Source organism: Citrobacter sp. Cpo032, from assembly GCF_030332975.1.
Taxonomy (GTDB): domain Bacteria; phylum Pseudomonadota; class Gammaproteobacteria; order Enterobacterales; family Enterobacteriaceae; genus Citrobacter; species Citrobacter portucalensis.
The window spans coordinates 120,765-139,794 of the sequence record NZ_JAOWGU010000046.1; the positions used below are offsets into that span (position 1 = coordinate 120,765).

Annotated in this window: 16 protein-coding genes; 11 read left to right on the forward strand and 5 right to left on the reverse strand. The window is 46.9% G+C overall.

What is annotated here, in order from left to right:
• The first annotated feature begins 14 nt into the window (after nucleotides 1-14).
• The 11 genes from OGY33_RS15900 to OGY33_RS15950 are packed head-to-tail and all read left to right on the forward strand — an operon-like array spanning nucleotide 15 to nucleotide 13,139.
• On the forward strand, nucleotides 15-1,430 hold the full coding sequence (locus OGY33_RS15900) for an undecaprenyl-phosphate glucose phosphotransferase (RefSeq protein WP_008785590.1): 1,416 nt from the start codon (nucleotides 15-17) through the stop codon (nucleotides 1,428-1,430).
• Nucleotides 1,420-2,706, forward strand: a complete 1,287-nt coding sequence (locus tag OGY33_RS15905) for an outer membrane beta-barrel protein (protein ID WP_191238198.1) — start codon at nucleotides 1,420-1,422, stop codon at nucleotides 2,704-2,706. Before OGY33_RS15900 ends, OGY33_RS15905 begins: the two co-directional genes overlap by 11 nt.
• Before the next feature lies 1 nt (nucleotide 2,707).
• On the forward strand, nucleotides 2,708-3,265 hold the full coding sequence (locus OGY33_RS15910; RefSeq protein ID WP_003826038.1) for a polysaccharide biosynthesis/export family protein: 558 nt from the start codon (nucleotides 2,708-2,710) through the stop codon (nucleotides 3,263-3,265).
• A gap of 2 nt (nucleotides 3,266-3,267) precedes the next feature.
• A complete protein-coding gene (locus OGY33_RS15915) occupies nucleotides 3,268-5,397 on the forward strand; it encodes a GumC family protein (RefSeq protein ID WP_191238199.1) in 2,130 nt (709 codons plus the stop codon).
• Nucleotides 5,394-6,605 carry a lipopolysaccharide biosynthesis protein gene (locus tag OGY33_RS15920; protein WP_149608164.1) on the forward strand — a complete coding sequence of 404 codons (1,212 nt, stop codon included), beginning with the start codon at nucleotides 5,394-5,396 and terminating at the stop codon, nucleotides 6,603-6,605. Before OGY33_RS15915 ends, OGY33_RS15920 begins: the two co-directional genes overlap by 4 nt.
• Nucleotides 6,602-7,972, forward strand: coding sequence for a capsular biosynthesis protein (locus OGY33_RS15925; protein WP_191238200.1), 1,371 nt, complete (start codon nucleotides 6,602-6,604; stop codon nucleotides 7,970-7,972). The genes OGY33_RS15920 and OGY33_RS15925 overlap by 4 nt, the downstream gene beginning before the upstream one ends.
• A 4-nt stretch (nucleotides 7,973-7,976) precedes the next feature.
• A complete protein-coding gene (locus OGY33_RS15930; protein ID WP_191238201.1) occupies nucleotides 7,977-8,966 on the forward strand; it encodes a glycosyltransferase family 2 protein in 990 nt (329 codons plus the stop codon).
• 14 nt (nucleotides 8,967-8,980) lie between these two features.
• A complete protein-coding gene (locus tag OGY33_RS15935; protein WP_191238202.1) occupies nucleotides 8,981-10,192 on the forward strand; it encodes a glycosyltransferase family 4 protein in 1,212 nt (403 codons plus the stop codon).
• Nucleotide 10,193: 1 nt separating this feature from the next.
• On the forward strand, nucleotides 10,194-11,306 hold the full coding sequence (locus OGY33_RS15940) for a glycosyltransferase family 4 protein (RefSeq protein ID WP_191238203.1): 1,113 nt from the start codon (nucleotides 10,194-10,196) through the stop codon (nucleotides 11,304-11,306).
• A 2-nt stretch (nucleotides 11,307-11,308) separates the two neighbouring features.
• On the forward strand, nucleotides 11,309-11,716 hold the full coding sequence (locus OGY33_RS15945) for a hypothetical protein (RefSeq protein WP_048225193.1): 408 nt from the start codon (nucleotides 11,309-11,311) through the stop codon (nucleotides 11,714-11,716).
• 31 nt (nucleotides 11,717-11,747) lie between these two features.
• On the forward strand, nucleotides 11,748-13,139 hold the full coding sequence (locus tag OGY33_RS15950; protein ID WP_191238204.1) for a DUF4832 domain-containing protein: 1,392 nt from the start codon (nucleotides 11,748-11,750) through the stop codon (nucleotides 13,137-13,139).
• Nucleotides 13,140-13,185: 46 nt separating this feature from the next.
• Here the strand turns inward: OGY33_RS15950 and galE are convergent, their stop codons facing one another.
• The 5 genes from galE to nhaC all read right to left on the reverse strand — a co-directional run bounded on the left by galE (nucleotide 13,186) and on the right by nhaC (nucleotide 18,962).
• On the reverse strand, nucleotides 13,186-14,202 hold the full coding sequence (galE, locus tag OGY33_RS15955; protein WP_048215721.1) for a UDP-glucose 4-epimerase GalE: 1,017 nt from the start codon (nucleotides 14,200-14,202) through the stop codon (nucleotides 13,186-13,188).
• A gap of 67 nt (nucleotides 14,203-14,269) precedes the next feature.
• Nucleotides 14,270-15,208 (reverse strand): glucosamine inositolphosphorylceramide transferase family protein, encoded by a 939-nt coding sequence (locus tag OGY33_RS15960; protein ID WP_191238205.1) that lies wholly within the window; start codon nucleotides 15,206-15,208, stop codon nucleotides 14,270-14,272.
• 207 nt (nucleotides 15,209-15,415) lie between these two features.
• On the reverse strand, nucleotides 15,416-16,051 hold the full coding sequence (locus OGY33_RS15965) for a carbonic anhydrase (RefSeq protein ID WP_003826059.1): 636 nt from the start codon (nucleotides 16,049-16,051) through the stop codon (nucleotides 15,416-15,418).
• Nucleotides 16,052-16,205: 154 nt separating this feature from the next.
• A complete protein-coding gene (locus OGY33_RS15970) occupies nucleotides 16,206-17,378 on the reverse strand; it encodes a MalY/PatB family protein (RefSeq protein ID WP_136392264.1) in 1,173 nt (390 codons plus the stop codon).
• A gap of 123 nt (nucleotides 17,379-17,501) precedes the next feature.
• Complete coding sequence (nhaC, locus tag OGY33_RS15975) at nucleotides 17,502-18,962, reverse strand: Na+/H+ antiporter NhaC (RefSeq protein ID WP_191238206.1); 1,461 nt, start codon at nucleotides 18,960-18,962, stop codon at nucleotides 17,502-17,504.
• Nucleotides 18,963-19,030 lie beyond the last annotated feature (68 nt).

Below are 19,030 nucleotides of genomic sequence, written 5' to 3' on the forward strand. Positions count from 1 at the left end.
TAATGGGCTGAGATATGCTTAAAAAATCGCTAAAGATTAGCAGCCAAGGATATCCAGTCTTTTTAAAACTGGTCGATTTCATTGTTATCAATGTGACGTTAATTTTTAGCGCCCATCTGCTGGGTTTGGTGCCCTTTAACACCATTGCCATTTTGAGTCTTCTCTTCTCAATCTTTTTCTTGCTGTTTGCTGAATACATTAAAATGTACCAGCAAAAGATTAAGACGATCGGTTTACGTAATCAAAAACGCTTGGTTTTTTGTACGCTGCTGGCGATTTTTTTTAACGAACTGGTCAGTATGACGGTGGCTGAACCTGAGTCACTGGGCTACTTAGACAGACTGCCTTCCCCTTTTTATTCAGCTATTATTTACTGGTACTTCATTCCATTACCTTTTCTTTACTACATTCGTTTTTTTATTTTTAAGTATTCAACGAAAAAGAGTATACGCGTGGCGATTATTGGTCTGACCGACAATGGTCTGGCCGCAGAAACCGCGCTAATGAATGAATACGCCAATATCACATTAGATCTGGCCTTTTATGATGAGCGCGCCTTATCTCGCTGTGGCGATGTCGTTGATAAGGTTAAAAGCCCCTTTCGTGGTCCGGTGATCAATCTGGTCGAGGAAGCCAAGAAGGGAAACATAGACGAAATCTATATTGCTTTACCGATGGTTGCTTTACATCGCATTCGTCACTTTTTGGCCATGATGTCAGACACCACCGTAGATACCTATATTGTCCCTGACTTTTATACCTACAGTAACAACATGTCCAAGTTACGCTCCATCCACAATCTGCAAACTATCGGTATTTTCAGTTCACCGTTCGAAGGGGCGGGCTCGTTTATTAAGCGGGCGGAAGATTTGGTTCTTGGCAGCATCATTATGGTGATGATTTCCTCCCTGATGCTGGCGATTGCCATTGGTATCAAACTCACGTCCCGTGGGCCGGTTTTTTTCAAACAGGACCGCTATGGCTTGAGTGGGCAAAAAATTAAGGTCTGGAAGTTTCGTTCTATGCGCGTCATGGAGAATTCCGATACGGTTATTCAGGCCACTAAAAACGATCCGCGGGTAACCAAATTCGGGAGCTTTTTGCGCCGCACTTCGCTGGATGAACTTCCGCAATTTATTAATGTTTTGCAGGGAAGTATGTCGATTGTCGGTCCCAGGCCTCATGCGGTTACGCATAATGAGCAGTACCGAAAACAGGTCGAAAATTACATGATTCGCCATAAAGTTAAGCCAGGGATCACTGGGCTTGCGCAGATCAACGGGTTCCGCGGGGAGATCGATGCGCTTTATAAGATGGAAAAAAGGGTTCAGTACGATATTGAGTACATTCAAAACTGGTCGTTATGGCTGGATATAAAAATTATTATTAAAACTATTTTCAAAGGATTTGTCGGTAAGAATGCATACTAAATTACTCGTTATTACCGGAATCGTGATATCTCAGTCCGCATGGGCTGATTTAACACCGAAATCACACATTGGCTTTGCGGGGATAGACTTCCAGGGCAAGGTCGCTGTGGACTATGGTTATAATGATAACGTGTCTTATCAGCCACATAGCAGCGATGCTATCGGTTCCTCGTTTCAGAGTGCGGCGCCCGTTCTGAGTATGATTGGAGAGCGTGGTCAGGATAAGTATTTGCTGATGTACTCTGGGGATTATCGTAACTACTCAAGCGATTCTGCTGATAACTACAACGATCATTTTTTCCGTTTTAACGGTGCCTGGCGGTATGGGCTCAAGCATGGCTTAACCCTCAATCTGGAGGATTCGCTTGGGCATGAATCCCGCGGTCGTGACATCACCGAGGGTTTTTTACCGAGTCAGTTCGAGCAGTATGGGATTAAATCTCCGCTGACGACGAATTTTATCAATAGTGAATTACGCTACAGCTACGGTGCGCCTGATGGTCGCGGCAAAGCGGAACTGGCGTTGTTATACAAAAAACTGACTTTCGGTAACACCTCTGATGTTCGGGACAGCAGTGAGGACTTCTACAATTATATTCAGGAACAGGAATGGCATGAAAATAGCCTGATAGCGGAAGTTTTTGACCAATACTCATCCAGAACGCGCTTTCGCTATAGCTTTATTACTAACCAGCGTCGTTATGATAACAACTCAGAAAAAGACACTAATGAGTATTATTTGCTGTATGGCCTGAAGTCGCAGTTGACGGGGAAAACCAATGTCGACATGAATATTTCATGGCTGTATAAAACATTTGAAAACAACGCAAACTCGCATGATTTTAATGGTCTAAACTGGGACATAAAAGCGGAGTGGAAGCCGTTACAGCAGTCTGTTTTCACGGCCCACTCTGCGCAAAGCATTAAAGACCCATCGGAAGTTGGGGGATATATTTTAGTGACCCAGTATGGCCTTTCTTACCAGCATTTCTGGTTAGGTACTCGTTTTTCTACTTTATTGGACTACTCATTCACTTCGGAAGACTATAAAAAACAGAACAAGGATCGGCATGATAAAGATGGCGTGTTTAGCGTCACCATGAGCTATGACTACACGCCGTCGGTTAATTTTGAGATTAAATATCAGATAGATACATTAAATTCGAATAAGGATACTGACTCGTTTTATATCGGTCCCAACGACGATCAGGAAGTCATTAGAACGTTGGGTTATGATAATTCTATGATTATGCTTAAAGCTAAGGTTCAGATCTAAAATGAAAATAATAGAACTGTGCGCGGTTTTGCTATTCAGTATCCTGTTGGTCGGATGCACAGCGTCCAGCCCGCGATTAATGGACGATCCTGCTACTGTTCAGCAGGATTACCGGCTTGGGGCGGGGGATACGGTCAATATCGCTGTTCATGGTCAACCCGATATGACGATGCGGTTTATTTTGGATAAGAGCGGGGAAATTAATTTCCCGTTTGTTGGTGCTCTTAAATTACAAGATAAAACCGTTGATCAAGTGACTAAAGAATTAACTCAACGCCTGACCGGAGATTATTTTACATCTCCAATGGTGACGGTGAGTATTGCCGAGTTCCGCAAATACTATGTTTCAGGTGAGGTAAAAAGTCCAAATGGCTTCGCTTATGAGCCAGGGCTTACCGTCGAGAAATCTATTGCGCAGGCGGGTGGATTTACAGATCGTGCTGACCGAAAAGATATCAACATTCGCCTGTCAGGGAGCAATCAGCTGCTTGAGAATGTCGATTTAACGCACTCTGTTCATCCTGGGGATGTCGTGATTATTGGCATGGGGTTCTTCTGACGATGAAACTATCAATAGTGGAAAACGGCAAAAAACGAGAAAGCAGTGTCGAATTCTCCCGTTTTGCCAAAGAGCTGAAAAAGAACGCCTGGAAAATCGCGCTGGCCGGTATCGTTGCCGGGGTCGTCGCGTATCCGTTAATCAGCATGATGTCCTCAAAGTATGTTTCAACGGCGACGGTGCTGATTAAGGCGCAGGCTGATAACGTTTCTCCGTTTCCACAGGTTGATGGTTTCGATTCAACACGCAGTGGTTACTACGAAACACAATATGCGTTGATGCATTCACGTATTGTGCTGGAGCAAGCCGTACGTGATATGAAGCTGGATGAAAACCCGGAGTTTACCGGGGAAAAAGCCGGTGCTCAGGGGGCTGATAGCAATGAAAGTCGGCAACTGAGAATGGAGCAAGCGCTGAAAACGCTGGCGAAAAATCTGAATGTCATTGGTATTCGTACGACGAACCTGGCGTCTATTACCTATGAATCAACGTCCCCACAGGTAGCGGCTGACATTGCGAATGGCGTCGCGCAGGCTTTCATCAACTACACGGTGGAGCAGAAACGTCTGAAGGTGGAGAAAGCTCGCGAACTGAATTTTGAAAAAATGGAAGAGATTCAGAAGTCGATAGCTAAGCAAAAAGACGAGATGGACAGCTATCTGAAAAATGCCGGGCTGCTGACCTTCCGCGGTATCGATGGTTTTGAAACCGAGCAGTTAAGTATCGTAACTAATCGCCTTGCCGATGCGACCCAGCGTCGGGTTGCCGCTGAATCCGTCTATAACGAGGTGAACGGGGGAGGTAAGTCCCTTGAGAGCGTTATCTCGCTGCCTTCGGTCTCTAACCACGCTCAGATCCAGGATTTGCGCATCGCGTTGATTCAGGCGCAACGAACGTTGTCCGAACAGCGTAAAGTCTATGGGCCAAAAAATCCCGCCATTTTAAAAGCAGAAGCCGATGTTCAGTCGATCCAAAGCCAGACCGGGCGGGTATTGGGCGAGCTGAAAGTCGGTTTACGTCAGCAATATCTGGCGGCGCTGGCGGACGAAAAAAACTATCAACAGCAAGTGATTGAGCAGAAAGAGATCTTCCAGAAAATGGCGTCAAAACGGGATGCCTGGAACAGTCAAAAGCTGTCGTTAGATAAAATGGAAGACCTGTATAAATCGCTTTATCAACGTACTCAGGAGCTGTCGCTGTCCGGCGTGAATGCCGATGCGGTGTTATACGACCCTGCGGTACCCGCGTTAAAACCGGCGAAACCGAATAAATCTCTATTGTTGCTGATGGTGGTCATGCTGGTGGTGGTGTTCAGCATCATGTATTTCATTGTCAAAGCGGCAATGGATAACTCAATCGGCACCCTCAGTCGCATGAAAAAACGGCTTAATGTTGCTCCGCTGGGTGAAATTCGTCGTTTTAGCGGAACCTCAGGGCGCGCACAGGTGCGGGACATGATCATGAAGAACCCGCTTAATGCCGATATTGTGCACGGTATCCGTACCCGGATTATGCTGGATAATCGACCTTTACAGACGCTCGCCGTGGCGTCGACGGAGCACGGCGATGGGCGTTCTTTGTTGGCGAATCTGTTAGCGAACTCTTTTAGTTTCGACCAGAAAACACTGCTTATTGATGCAGATTTCTTTAACACTGGTGGGCTCACATCCGAGCTGGCGTCAGCTACATCCGCAGGCTTAGCGGAACTGCTGCGCGGGGAGACAGAGCTTGAACAGGCGAGGATCAAACTCAGTGATAATCTCGACTTTATTCCACACGGCAAGAACACCATCTCATCTTTACTGATGCTGTCGTCGGAGCATGTTGAACTCTTAATGTGCGAGTTGAAATCGCATTATCAGCGCATCATTATTGATGTTGCTGCTGTGAATCAGAGCCAGGATGTTCAACTGATCAAACGTGCCGTCGATGGCGTTGTTTTCATTGTGAAAGCCGGGGCGGGGTCGGCGGGACAAATCGCCAACGCGCTGGATAAGATCGAGGAAAATAACGGCGTGGTGATTGGTGCGGTGCTCAATGCAGTTGAAGAAAAGGATCTTGAGACGCAAGAGGGTCTGCGTTCACTGAACTTCAGTACCGATCAACTGATGGCAACGCCAGGCCGCGTATGAGTCTACTGAAGAGCGCTTCCACGATAGCCGGTTCATCAGTCATCTCGCAGTTGATTGGTGCACTGTCTATTTGGTTGATTTCACACAAGTACGATATGGCTGAAGTGGGGCTTTATGCGCTCAACTACAGCATCGCCGTGGTGGGCGCTCAGGTGTGTACCTTTGCATCACAGCTGTTAATTCCTAAACAGCAGGATGATGAACTGGTGCAGAATGTTGTGTTTTGCCTGATCCAAAGCACGATCATTGCCTTACCGTACGCTGTGCTGACCGCGTGGCTGTTTCACCAGAACATTCTGTTCCTCTATTTACTGACGCTGGCAACGGCGTGGGTTTTAATCTCGGAAAACCTGTCGCTACGCACGGCTAACTTTCGTTTTCTGATCTTCCAGCGCATTTCTGTTTCTGTGGTCGTTGTACTTTCCGTCCTTCTTACGCACCATGTACAGCTGTTTTATTGGTCGTGGGCCTGCGCGACGATGGTGCTGACCATAAGCTGTATTTTGCATTCGTTTGATATTCGTTCGGTGGCGGCCAGACATCTGCGACCCGCCAGTAATTGGCATTTTTTCAAACAGAATATTCATCACATTACCAAAGTGGGCAGCGCGGAAGTGCTGGCGATGGCCAGCAGCAATTTGCCTATTATGCTGATTAACTTTTGGTTCTCGGCGCTGACGGCGGGTTATTTTTCTGTGGTTAGCCGCTTTTGCCTGGCGCCGGTGGTGATCATCGGGAATGCGGTGCGCAATACTATTTTTTCTAAATGGTCTATCGACTTCAGAAATAATACCTTCAACTATCAGGAGTATACCAGGGTACGTATGCTATTGCTGGTACTAGGGGTTATCTGTACCCTTGGGGTTTTTATTTTCTATCCGATTGTGATGCGCCTCGGCTTTAGCGAAGACTGGATAAACTCCATTGAGACGTCACGCTACATGTTGCCCTATTTATTCCCGGCGCTGGCGATAAGCCCTCTGACGGTGATAGAGCTTATTTTTGGTTCCCATCGCTATTTTCTGCGTATCCAACTGGAACAGCTGGCGATTGTACTCTTCGCTTTTGTTGTGACGCCCTATTTTTATAAAGATTATGCAACGTCGGTCATCTTGTTTTCTTCACTGACATTTATTCGCTACGCCTTCATTTATCTGAAAATGAATAAGCGAGCCAATCTCCTGAAAGACAAGCCGGTGATACTATGACGCTGAATACCGGATACTATTTACAGGTTTATACCTTTGTCACGCTGATCCTGTGTGGCCTGGTGCAATACTTTACCGGCATGCAGTCAGTGCTGTGGATACCTTTTTTCCTCACCTTATTGATGGTGGGATTATTGGTGATGCAGACGCGTGATGGCTCCTTACATTTGGATGCCCAGGAGACGATTGTCCTGGCGTTGTACTTTTCGTTTCTGGTGCTGGCTGGAGCATCGACGCTGATTCAGGGCGGGATCACCGTAGCGATTGTGGCATTTAAAAACGAAATTGCGCTGTCGCTGGTGATGATCTGTTTGCTGCTGGGCTTTTGCCGGGAATCACAGATTTACCGCGCAACGCGCTATCTGTATTGGGTGTTTTACGCACAGATTCCGGTAATGATATATCAGGTTTTACTGGTTGTTCCCCAGCGCGTTGCGGTGCGCGGCGAAGATGAGAAATGGGACTCCGTGGTTGGCACGTTTGGCGGTGACCCTATGGGAGGCGGGAATACTGCCGCAATGGGTTTGTTTTGCCTGTTAATTATGTTGTTAAAAGTCTCCGAATATAAGCATGGGCTCACCACGTTCAAGTCCATGGCGCTGCATATTGTTCTCGGTATCGGGTTATGCATCATTGGTGAAGTGAAGTTTGTCATCCTGCTATCGCCTATATTCCTGGCGTGGGTGTGGCTTTCACCGAGCTACGTCAAAGACGTTAGTAAGGTCAATCTGAAGACGTTGTTGGTTATTGTGGCGGGAATGCTGTTGCTTATTAGCCTGTCGATTGTGATCCTCGCGTACTATTATTCTACGGCGTTCGGCGGCGATCCGTCGAAAAGCTCGTTAAGTATTTTTATCGACTCCTTAAGCTATATCTTTGATCCGAACTATATTATGTCTACCGGTGAATTAGGGCGCTTTACGACGTTCCTGTTCTGGTTGAAAAATAACGATCTGTGGGGGCTTTCAGGAACGTTATTTGGCTACGGACTCAATGCAACTAACAGTGGTAGTACGGTGTCGCCGGGCTTTTTGAATATTATCTACAACTTAATTCTCGACTCGACTTCCCTGAGTATGCTGCTGTGGGAAGTTGGGGTGATCGGCACGTTACTCTTTATTAGCTTATTCATTTATATCCTGAAAGTTTGTCAGCCAAAGCCATTAATGACGCTTGAACAACTGGACCAGCAGGATCTCCAGTTATTGAGCTTTGCACCGGCGTTTAACGCTTTTGCTATCAGTTGCTTAATTAGCTTACCTTACAGCCAGATACTGATGATTACACCGATGTTACAATTCCTGTTCTATTTATCACTAGGATCAAGTTTAGTGATTCGTCGAACCGTCCTTCGCTGTGTAGGGTAATTGTATGGACCAAAAACCGTTTATTTCAGTGAGTATTAAAACACTCAATGAATCTGAATGTATTGAGAAAACGATCGACAGTATTCGCCGGCAGCTTGTTGATTATCCGCATAAAATTATAGTGGCAGATAGTCTGTCAACGGATAACACCCAACAGCTTGCTATCGATAAAGGGGCGACCGTGGTGTCCTTAACTAACCCAGACGATCGCTGCTGCGGCGTCGGGCATCAGTTAGGTTATCTGTATAGTGAAGGGGAATATCTGCTACTGATGGACGGCGACATGGAGCTGGAAGAGGGCTTTGTGGATCAGGCCGTCGCGTTTTTGCAGGCCGAACCGGAATATGCAGGCGTCGCGGGAACCGTTGAAATGGACGATGCTGTTAACTATGAATTTAAATCGCGTAAGCAGCGTATTAATAAAATTTATCCGCTCGGGGATAGTGACCATTTAGGCGGTGGCGGGTTATATCGCCGATCTGCAATTGAAAAAATTGGTTATCTTACCAACCGTAATTTGCATGCTTATGAAGAAGCCGAACTGGGCCTGCGTTTGCGCGATGCGGGTTATAAACTGCGTCGTCTGAATATTCCGTATTTTATTCATACTTCCCATACTATGCCGACCTTTCAGATGCTCAAGCACCGCTGGAAAAGCGGATACTATCAGGCTCCGGGCGAGCTTTTACGTTGTGCCTGGGGAAAACCTTATTTCGGCAAAGCGTTAAAAATGGTCAGGAACGAAGCGATTTTTTCTGTTTATCTGATTGCTTTGTTCATTGCGGCGGTGACCTTCAATCTCGAACTTTTCGACATTGCATTTCTGCCTTTACTTGCATTTATTGCCCTGAAAACCGTACAGAATCGATCGTTATTAAACGGCCTGCAAAGCGTAATGAACCTGGCCGTGCTTTCAGCCGGGCTGGTTAAAGGGGTGACTAAACCAGTACGCGATCCGTTGACTCCGCCTGACAGCAAAATCATTCATGAATAACTAAGGCTGGCGTAATGAAAGTTTTACTCGTGAATAAGTTTTTTTTCATCAAAGGCGGCGCGGAAACGGTTTATTTTCAAGAACGCGATATGCTGAAACAGGCCGGAGTGCAGGTTATTGATTTCTCTATGCTTCATGAGAATAATTTCCCCTCGGACTATACGGATTATTTCGTAAGTAATGTGGACTACCACAAAGCGAGCAATCTGCTGGGTGGTATCAAAACGGCGGTTAACTTTATTCATAATTCGCAGGCCTGCAAAAAAATGCTGGCGCTATTAGAAAAAGAGCGCCCGGATATCGTCCACTTTCACAATATCTACCATCAGTTAACACCGGCGTTGATTAAAGTTGCGCGCAATTTTGGCTGCAAAACGGTGCTGACTGCGCATGACTATAAGATTGTGTGCCCCGCGTATTCCATGCTGCGCGACGGCAAGGTGTGTGATTCCTGTATTACCGGAACGGTTTTCAATGCCTTCAGGTATCGTTGTCAGGAAGGTTCAGCCTCAAAAAGTTTACTGCTCTCCCTGGAGGCAACCTGGCAGTACATTGCACAAAACTATCAGGCACTGGATGTGATTGTTTCACCAAGCGTTTTTTTACGCGGTGTTTTGCTGCGCACGCTGCCAAATTCGCGCATTGATGTCATCGTCAATGGCGTTGATGACAGCCGTCCCCTGGCCGAAGTAAGCGATGAAGGCTATATGCTGTACTTCGGCCGTCTGAGCCGTGAAAAGGGCGTGGCAACGTTGTTGGCAGCGCATAGAAAAATGCGGAACAGCGCGCCGCTGAAAGTTGTGGGGCACGGTCCGTTGCATGATGAATTAGCCGCCAAATATCCGGATGTTGAGTTTTTAGGTTATGTGCAACAAGGGGAGGCGCTCGATAAGCTTATTAAGCATGCGCGAGCGGTGATCCTGCCTTCAGAATGCTATGAAAACTGTTCTATGGCGATATTAGAAGCGATGTCCTTAGGCAAACCGGTTATCGGGTCGCGCATCGGCGGTATACCGGAACAAATTCGTGACGGTGTCGAAGGGATTTTATTCGAACCGGGTAATGTGCATGAGTTAGCCAATGCGATGGACGCTCTGGCCGACTCGCCTGAGAAGGCGAGGAATATGGGCTTACATGGTCGTGCGCGGTTGAGTGAAAAATATGCGCTGAGTAAACATATGGATACCCTACAGGCGCTGTATAAAGAACTGCTGAGCAGGCCATAGTATGAGTAAAAAAATAACGGTTTTTGGAACGCGTGGTATTCCCGATGTATTGGGCGGTGTGGAGACACACTGTCAGAATCTTTATCCTGCCATTAAACAGCAGTTCGACGTGGATATTTGCGTAATCGCTCGCTCGCCATATGTAAATTACAAACGATCGGTATATAAAAAAGTCGAAACCTACGCGCTATGGGCACCCAAAAAGCGCTCGCTGGAAGCTATTGTCCATTCCGTTATAGCGGCGTTCAGGACACGTATCGACCATTCAGATATTGTGCATGTCCATGCTATCGGCCCTGGCCTTGTGATCCCACTCTTACGCGTGATGGGTAAGAAGGTGGTTTTTACCCACCACGGGCCCGATTACGATCGCCAGAAATGGGGATTTGTAGCCAAAAAAATATTGTTGCTGGGTGAGCGTTGGGCGGTGAGATATGCCAACGAGGTGATTGTGATTTCTGACGTTATTAATCTACTGATCCAGAAAAAACACGGTCGCTATGATGCGCATTTAATTCACAATGGCGTGAACGAGCCGAGGTTATTATCACAGCTCACCATCGACAATACGCTCTCCCGCTTTGGGCTGCAGCCGAAAAACTACCTCGTGGTGGTTGGGCGGTTTGTGGAAGAAAAAGGGATGCATGATGCCATCGCCGCTTATCAACACAGTGGTTTGACCATACCGTTAGTGTTAATTGGCGATGCGGATCATCCGACCGAATACAGCGTGCGCCTCAAAAAGCTTGCCGCCGACACGCCAGGTGTTGTGATGACTGGTTTTTTACGTGGTGACGAACTTCAGGCGGTGTTTTCGCAGGCTAAATTGTTTGTGATGCCCTCATACCATGAAGGATTGCCCATTGCGCTGCTGGAGGCAATGTCATTTTCTCTTCCGGCTGTCGTCAGTGATATTCCGGCTAACCTTGAAGTTCAACTGCCCGCCGAGGCCTATTTTAAGGTGGGAGATGTAACCGGTCTGGCTGAAAAATTAGGCCAAGGGGCAACAGCAAATAGCGTGGACTATGGTGTATATTTGCAAAACTACAATTGGCATGAAATCGCCAAAAAGACGGTTAACGTCTACCATTCCATTGATAAAGATATAGGTTAATTTTGACCAGTCCTCAAAATCGTCCTCCTGCCATCGAACGGTTTTACGCTCACCTTGATGAGCGGATAGCGCAGGAATTGACCCCTGAACAAAAAGAAGGGGTGGAAAAAGCGCTCCTTGCTACAACCCTGACTTCGCGGCATCAGATCGATATTCGCAGAAGCTTTCCTTTTTTCAGTAAGCGTTATTATCTGGTTTTTTTGTTTGGCAGAGATTTACGCCGCCAGCATCGCCAGGAATCAACCCTGTCGAGAATGTTGCTCACTTTTTTGCTGCTGATTGCCGTGCTATTCGTCACCTGCTGCATATTGCTGACGCTGTATATGATCAAATCCGCGTTAGGTATTGATGTGTTCCAAAATTTTCACGTAGGTATCTGGGACTGGTGGTTAAGCCTGAAAGACCGCTAGCGTTAACAAATTGGTGGAGGACGTCATTGCGATGAAGCGTAAATGGGTTTGTGCGTTGTTGTGCATGTTTTTCCCGCTGACGGTTATGGCCGCATTGACGACCGTTACCCCCAAAGCATTGACGGGCCCGTTAACCAATCCGGGGATTGGCGTGGCAAGTTTTCATCAGGGATACGGTGAAACGCTGGGGCTGGCGGACTATCCCAATACCGGATTTGAATACGAGCGTTTTTACTGGCGGGACCTGGAGCCAGTCGAAGGCCAGTACAATTTTGCATTGGTGGATGATGCCTTCAAATACGCGGCGGCACATCGTCCTGCGATGAATGTCGGGCTACGATTTATGGCGCTTGCCGACCCGGCGGATGGCACTAAAATTCCCGACTGGCTGATTAAAAAAGGTGTAAAAGGAACCTGGACGTCTGATAATAAGACGTTTATACCGGATTTAGACGATCCTCTGTTTATTCAATACAGCCAGCGTCTGTTGAACGCATTTGGTAAGCGCTACGATGGTAATGAGAATCTCGCGTTTGTTGATATTGGCATGGTGGGGTCGTGGGGAGAATGGCATAACAGCAACTTCCCGAACCTGAAGCCATTACTGGAGCGATACACCACGGCGCAACTGGATCGCTACGTCGCGATGCACTTTTCTGCTTTCCCGGTGACACCAAAAATAATGTTGATAAGCGGCGGTCAAAGTCTGGCGAATGCGGTGGCGCGTGGGGCTGGGTGGCGTGCGGACTGTTGGGGGGACCTGCGCGTATTTTCGGACACCTGGAACCATATGGCTGATGATTACCCGCAGCGATTGCTGGCTGCGCAGCAGAGTTATTCAGGGTTCAACGACGTCTGGAAACGTGCGCCGGTGAGTCTGGAGATCTGCTCGTATATGCAGGACTGGAAGAACACCTTTCACTATACACGTGCTGAAGTGCAGGGGATTTTTGACTGGGCGGTCAAGCAGCACGCCAGTACCATTAACCTGAAATCGAGAACGATACCCAGCGACTATCGACCGATTGTCGACGATGCGCTGACCAAATTGGGCTATCGATTTCGCCTTGCGTCCCTGAGCCATGAGTCCGTGTGGGACAGCGGACAAACGCTGACATTAAACAGTACCTGGTACAATGAGGGTGCCGCACCGATTTATCTGCCTTACATGCTGGCATTCCGGGTCGTAGACAGCGCCAATAAGGTGGTGGCACAGGGGAATTCCGCGGAGGATATTCGCCGCTGGCTCCCCGGTAAGTATCAAGTCAGTTATGCGTTATCTATGCCAGGGCGACTGGCGAAAGGGCAATATGCGATTGAGGTTGCGATGCTGGATAAATCCGGTGTCGCGAGAATCAACTTTGCCAATGAAGGGAAACAGAGCAGCGGCTGGTACCAGGTATCAACAATAACGGTACGCTAGTCAGACACAGCAGCGAGCCTGACGGTCAGGCTCGCTGCTGAGAACATTAAATTTGATACCCATTCGGGTTATTTTTTTGCCAGTTCCAGGTGTCACGCATCATTTCATCAAGGTTATAGATGGCCTTCCAACCTAGCTCTTTGTATGCCAGCGATGGGTCAGACCAACATTCGGCAATATCTCCGGGTCTTCTGGCGACAAACTGATAATTAATTTTTGTCTGTGCCGCTTTTTCAAATGCCTCAATGAGGTCAAGTACGGAATACCCGACTCCAGTACCGAGATTAATCACTTTGTAAGCCGCGCCTTTGTTCTGGCAATCCAGTGCGGCTAAATGACCGGTCGCCAAATCCATGACGTGAATATAATCACGCACACCGGTACCATCAGGGGTTGGATAATCATTACCGTACACCGACACGGTTTCCAGCTTACCAATCGCGACCTGGGAGATATACGGAACCAGGTTATTAGGGATACCGTTAGGATCTTCACCAATCCGACCTGATGGATGGGCGCCAACCGGGTTGAAATAGCGCAGGCAGGTAATGCGAAAATCGGGTTGTGCACGTGAGAAATCGGCCAGAATTTGTTCGACCATCAACTTAGACGTACCGTACGGATTGGTGGTGCCGCCCGTAGGTGATTGCTCGCTCAGCGGTACGCTTTCTGGATTACCATATACCGTCGCAGATGAGCTAAAAATGAAACGATTAACGCCAGCGGCCAGCATCTCATCCAGTAAAACCAGCGTACCGGTGACGTTGTTTTCATAGTAGGCGAGGGGCTCTTTTATCGACTCTGAAACCGATTTGAGTCCCGCAAAATGAATGACATCGGTGATGTTATGGTCGGCGAAAATGTTTTTTAATGCCTGCCTGTCGAGAACATCGGCGATATAGACAATGGGCTCTCTTCCGGTGAGTTCCGCGACCCTGTCCAGCGAAATTCTGCTGGCGTTCGCCAGATTATCGATGACTACGACATCATCGCCTCTTTCCAGTAGCGTTAACACAGTATGTGAACCAATATAACCTGCACCACCAGTGACAAGAATTGCCATACAGACTCCAGAAAAATGCTATAAACCCGAGCGATTTTCTACCAATGCCACCCGAGAATCCAGTGAATCAGTTATTTTGCCGGGTAAGGTAAGTGTTTCTGTATTTTATCATACATTTATATGCTATTTTTTTAAAGATTGCCAACAGACTGAACTTATTAACTTTTGTATCATAAACAATATAATTATTTGAGAAGTTCAGCGTGTGGACGCCGTCACTGTGGTTGATCGACGAATTGATTTGTTCGATCAGACTCTCAGCAAAATTAGCGTCGTTCAGTGTCACTAATTCTTTGATATAGATTGATTTTCCATAAGTTTCCGGCGTGCACTCCTGAGTAAGGAAGTACATTTTATTTTCGACCTGATAGGAGGCTCCTGCGCCTCGATGATGAGGATTGCTCACCTTCAACGCCGGATTAATTCGCTGCCACTGTCCGTAAAGATGATCTGCCGAATGAATAATTATTTCATTATCCATCGTGGTGGACAACAGATAACAGGTTTTATTAACTGAGATAAATATGTTGTCAGTTAATTCGGTATCAGAGATTAAAACTTTAACTTGCTTCCAGCGTGCAGGGAACTCAATTGACTGAAACAGTATTACCTCTTTTCTTTCTGAAGACTCGGGGATCATGAAGAGTTGATCGTTGATATGTATCAGATAAGGGAATGACAAATGACACTTTAAGTCGTCAAAGCCTTCAAGGCTAATATCTTCAAGTTCAACCAGATCACGGTCAAGAACGCGACATCGTAGCGTGCCTTTTGAGTTACGGAAGCTAAAAGCTTCATAGAAAACATACAGTTTATCGTCTTTTTCAATCAGAAAAGGATCGGCCTGAAATGTATATTTCTTTTTTAACTGCTGCGCAGTGGATTTGCTTAATATCTCCAGAGTGTTGTCAGGGAATAAGTGTGTACCATTATCCTTAATAAGCATGATATCCCACGACTCATGATAAAATATCATATTTATTATTTTGTTTATTTTTGCTTGCATTCGTACCGGCTCCTTTTTATCGCCTGCACCATGTATGAACAGCTGTCTGTACTCTGTGCATGAGACCTGTCGCAATATTTTATAAATGTGCGAAATCCGATGTAGGAACACCAGTAGCTATTTTAAAGCTAGTCGCAAGTCTGTGCTTTGTCTATAGCACAAAAGTAGGTAAAAGCTATCCAGAGCATCCTTGCTCCAGTGGGGGAATTACTCGAAATGCACCTGCGGGTTATCTGCAAGGGAAACGTAGGTTTTGCTGTTTTTATCCAGGGTACGGATTTCACCGCTTTCGATGTCATACACCCAACCGTGCAGACGAAGCGCATTATTGCGCAGCCCAACCGCGACACAAGGATGCGTTTTAATGTTGTTAAGCTGTGCGATAACGTTCTCTTCCACCATGGCGTTAACTTTATCGATTGGGTTATCCCAGGTTTTTTTATCGACCACGGCTTTCGCGGCATCGGCATAGTGCAGCCAGTGAGCGACAGCGGGCATCGGATCCAGGGGCTGGCTATCGGCAATGGCTTTCATCGCGCCACAATTAGAGTGACCGCAGATGACGATATCCGTTACGCCAAGTGCGACAACCGCGTATTCGATGGTTGCGGATACACCACCCGGTTCCGGACCAAATGACGGTACAATATTACCGGCGTTGCGGATAACGAAAAGCTGTCCTGGATCTTGCTGAGTAACGAGTTCTGGTACCAGGCGGCTATCGGAACAGGAGATGAAAAGTGCCTTAGGATTCTGGCTGGATGCCAGGCTGCGGAAGAGTTCCTTGCGTTGAGGGAAAATCTCTTTTTGGAAGTTGAGGAAGCCCTCGATGATATGTTGCATAGCAGTGTCTCTTGTCTCTGTTTAAGCAGGTTATGATGAAGATCACACTTTCCAGTTTAACACCAGCCGACAGAAGGGAAAGACTTTATAGCAGTTCAGCAACATCTTTGGATAATTTTGCCCCACCGTGGCAGGGCAAATCGTGTGATGTACGCTATGCGTTCTGCCATTTCTGGTATGCCGCTTTTAGCCTGTTCATCGCGTCTACCAGTACCGGGCGCGGGCAGCCAACGTTGAGTCTCATATGCCCCTCTCCACCGGGACCGTATTGCGCCCCAGGTGACAGGCCAAGCCTGGCGTCATGCACAAAAAAAGCGCTTAGCTGCTCATCGCTGAGATCCATTTTTTCCGCATTCAGAAACAGAAGATACGACGCGCCGCCATACACTATTGAGATCAAAGGACAGTGCTTTTCAATTTCACTTTTCACAAACGCTACATTGTCGGCCAGATAGGCCAATAATTTCTGGTGCCAGTCGGCACAATGGGTAAAAGCGCTATAAATGGCCGCCTGCTGCAATGAATGCGTCTCGGCAAGGTAGCAGTTATCCAGAAAGTGGTAGAACTGATGGCGTAATTCATCATTCTTAATAATGGCGATTCCGCCCTGGATCGCCGCCGTATTGAAGGTCTTGCTGATGGAAGTAAGCACGATTGACCGACTATCTGGCGCTTCATCAACAGTAAAAAACGGCAAATGGCGCTTTCCTGGTAGGGTTAAATCACTATGCACTTCATCAGACAGAATGATGACGCCAGCCTGCTGGCAATAGTGGCTTATTTTTTCCAACGTTTCCCGCGACCACACCATTCCACCTGGATTATGCGGTGAAGGGAACAAAAACATTTTGCACTGCTTGAGTTTCTCGCTGAAATCATGCCAGTCAAATTCATAGTGCCCATTTTTCTCAATGAGGCGCGTCTGAATCAAATTCCTACCGCTGGTGTTTACCAGATTAGGATAGGGATCATAGATTGGCGTACAGGTTAAAATATTATCGCCTGGACGGGTAAGCGCCATTAAAGAGAGTACGATAGTTTTTATAACACCGGGAATAAAATGTAACCAGTGTGCCTTGATATCGGCATCATACTGTTGTGCATACCAATGAATAACAGATTCTTTCCATTGTGGATAATCCAGGTTATAGCCTTGCACAGGCTGTGACACCACCGAACGCAGCGTGCTCATGATTGGCTCTGGTGTCGCAAAATCCATATCTGCAATCCACAGCGGTAATACATCGGTGGTACCGTACATCTGTTGTAATTGCCCGTATTTACGACAATTAACATCCCTTGTGACAATATCATCAAACAAAGACATTGTTGACTCCTGGAAAGTCTCTGAAAATAGTGTAAGCAACGCAAAAGCGAAGAATGTTTATGTATATCTAATGGATATATTTAATTTACCCTGGTGATAGCTAATATTTAGCTATTTAGTAGTCTATGATTTTTGCTCAACCATATTCTCAGTGGCTTCATTGGGCTCATATTTAGCAATGCCAATACCGGTTACCGCCCACAGTAGGGCAAAGATGACGCCGCTGTAACAGAGGATTGCCCAGGGCAAGTAATCAAGCGTGGCAACGCCCAGCATAGTGGCGCAATAAACGCCTGAGGCAGACCAGGGGATAATCGGTTCGACAACGGTTCCGGCATCTTCAGTGGTTCGCGAGAGGTTTTTTGCCGCAAGACCTCGCTTTTTGTACTCCTCTTTAAAGGCATCACCGCACAGCAGCAACGGTAAGGTCCCATTTGCCGTGCAGGCACAGATGGTAAATGTCGTCACAATCGTGGTAGCCACCAGGCGGAATGTGGATTTAACGCCTTTTGTCAGCGCGTTTATCACGGTGTGCAGAGAGCCTGTCGCACTCATTGCCCCGGCAAAGCTGAAGGCGCTGAAAACGGTAACGAAGCTGCTAAACATTGAAATAGCGCCGCCTCGCTCCAGTAAGCGGGAAACATCGGAAGACAGTGTCGGCAGATTATCTCCGGTAAGCATTGCGAGCTTAAAGCCACTGACCACGGATTCGCCGACAGAGGATGCCGTGAATTGCTGAAAGACTAACGCCAAAATCATTGAGACTATCGTAGATAAAAAGAGCATCGGAATGGGCGGTCTTTTTGACAGTGAGCCATATAAAACGATGATCGGCGGGAGTAGCAGCAGAATATTAAAGTGATAAATCTGACCAATAGAATTCATTAAGTTGGTGATATTTTCTGGCGCGCTGGACGAGGCATCAATGCCCATGCCCATATAGCTGTAAACGACGCAGCAAATAATAAAACCCGGGCCGGTAGTCCACAGCAGGTGGCCGATATGCGAGTACAGGTTTACCCCGGCAGCCAGTGCAGCCATGTTGGTTGAATCAGAAACCGGTGAGAGCTTATCACCAAACCAGCAGCCTGAAACAATAGCACCAGCGGCAATGGGCAGCGAGACATTCAGACCAATCGCTACGCCAATCATGGCAATACCAACGGTCCCGATAGAACCCCAGGAGGTACCGGTGCATACTGAGATCAGTGCTCCCAGCATAAATGCCGAAATATAGAAATATTGAGGGTTAATCCACTTCAGACCATAATAAATCATCATTGGAATAGTACCTGACACCATCCATGCGCCAATTAAGAAACCGATACTGGCGACGATTAATATGACCGGCAGCGCTTCAGATATTTTATTGCAAATAGATTGTAGAATGTCATCCCACGTGTAGCCGTGAGCGATGGCGATAAACGAGGCGGCTGCCGTTCCCATCAGGATCATGGGTTCAGCACGAATATTGAAGATAAAATATCCGATGCTAATCCCGCCCAGCATAACTACCATGGGTAAAACTGACCAAAAGAAAGACAATGGCTTTCTGTTGTTGGGGGTACAGTTATTTAATTCCATAATTTCATCCCAATCATTAATGGTTGAACACGTCAAATAAATACCTGCTACAGGTCACTCATGTCTGA

What these genes read in the sequence shown, in the direction of transcription:
- OGY33_RS15900 (WP_008785590.1), top strand. Translation starts at nt 15, where the DNA reads ATGCTTAAAAAATCGCTAAAGATTAGCAGCCAAGGATATCCAGTCTTT.
- OGY33_RS15905 (WP_191238198.1), top strand. Translation starts at nt 1,420, where the DNA reads ATGCATACTAAATTACTCGTTATTACCGGAATCGTGATATCTCAGTCC.
- OGY33_RS15910 (WP_003826038.1), top strand. Translation starts at nt 2,708, where the DNA reads ATGAAAATAATAGAACTGTGCGCGGTTTTGCTATTCAGTATCCTGTTG.
- OGY33_RS15915 (WP_191238199.1), top strand. Translation starts at nt 3,268, where the DNA reads ATGAAACTATCAATAGTGGAAAACGGCAAAAAACGAGAAAGCAGTGTC.
- OGY33_RS15920 (WP_149608164.1), top strand. Translation starts at nt 5,394, where the DNA reads ATGAGTCTACTGAAGAGCGCTTCCACGATAGCCGGTTCATCAGTCATC.
- OGY33_RS15925 (WP_191238200.1), top strand. Translation starts at nt 6,602, where the DNA reads ATGACGCTGAATACCGGATACTATTTACAGGTTTATACCTTTGTCACG.
- OGY33_RS15930 (WP_191238201.1), top strand. Translation starts at nt 7,977, where the DNA reads ATGGACCAAAAACCGTTTATTTCAGTGAGTATTAAAACACTCAATGAA.
- OGY33_RS15935 (WP_191238202.1), top strand. Translation starts at nt 8,981, where the DNA reads ATGAAAGTTTTACTCGTGAATAAGTTTTTTTTCATCAAAGGCGGCGCG.
- OGY33_RS15940 (WP_191238203.1), top strand. Translation starts at nt 10,194, where the DNA reads ATGAGTAAAAAAATAACGGTTTTTGGAACGCGTGGTATTCCCGATGTA.
- OGY33_RS15950 (WP_191238204.1), top strand. Translation starts at nt 11,748, where the DNA reads ATGAAGCGTAAATGGGTTTGTGCGTTGTTGTGCATGTTTTTCCCGCTG.
- galE (WP_048215721.1), bottom strand. Translation starts at nt 14,202, where the DNA reads ATGGCAATTCTTGTCACTGGTGGTGCAGGTTATATTGGTTCACATACT.
- OGY33_RS15960 (WP_191238205.1), bottom strand. Translation starts at nt 15,208, where the DNA reads ATGCAAGCAAAAATAAACAAAATAATAAATATGATATTTTATCATGAG.
- OGY33_RS15965 (WP_003826059.1), bottom strand. Translation starts at nt 16,051, where the DNA reads ATGCAACATATCATCGAGGGCTTCCTCAACTTCCAAAAAGAGATTTTC.
- OGY33_RS15970 (WP_136392264.1), bottom strand. Translation starts at nt 17,378, where the DNA reads ATGTCTTTGTTTGATGATATTGTCACAAGGGATGTTAATTGTCGTAAA.
- nhaC (WP_191238206.1), bottom strand. Translation starts at nt 18,962, where the DNA reads ATGGAATTAAATAACTGTACCCCCAACAACAGAAAGCCATTGTCTTTC.